Genomic DNA, 524 nt, shown 5'->3' with positions numbered 1-524 from the left:
CAGCTGATGGCCGACGCCCTGGTCGAACGCACCACCGGCAAAGCCGGCGGGATCAGCGGCATCGACATCCAGCTCATCATGACCGACCGCACCCTCTTCCAGGCCGACAGCGAACCCGCCCGCCTCCCCGGCTACGGCATCGTCCCCGCCGGGTGGGCCAGGAACCTGCTCAGAGACGCGGGCACCGGCACGGCGGGCGGCTCCGGCGCCGAACGCGCCTTCGCCCTCTGGGTCCGCAGGCTCTTCACCGCGCCGGCCACCGGCGAACTCGTGGCCATGGACTCCCGCGCCCGGATCTTCCCCGCAGGGCTGCGCCGGTTAATCCAGGCCCGGGACGACACCTGCCGGACGCCGTACTGCGACGCCCCGATCCGACACCTGGACCACATCATCCCCTGGCACACCGGCGGCGCAACCACAGCAGCCAACGGCGCCGGGCTCTGCGAAGCCTGCAACCACACCAAAGAAACCCCCGGCTGGAACGCACAACCCCGCCCCGGACCCCGGCACACCCTCCAACTCAC

General features: G+C 71.6%; 1 protein-coding gene. It reads left to right on the top strand.

Features of this window, described 5'->3' with window-relative positions:
- Positions 1–524, top strand: a 524-nt coding sequence (locus AC1DBL_RS16735; protein ID WP_476926526.1) for an HNH endonuclease, incomplete at both ends; no start/stop codon positions are given.

The sequence above is a fragment of the Arthrobacter sp. 10T44 genome (genome assembly GCF_056393885.1).
This window is presented reverse-complemented; position numbering and strand designations above follow the sequence as displayed.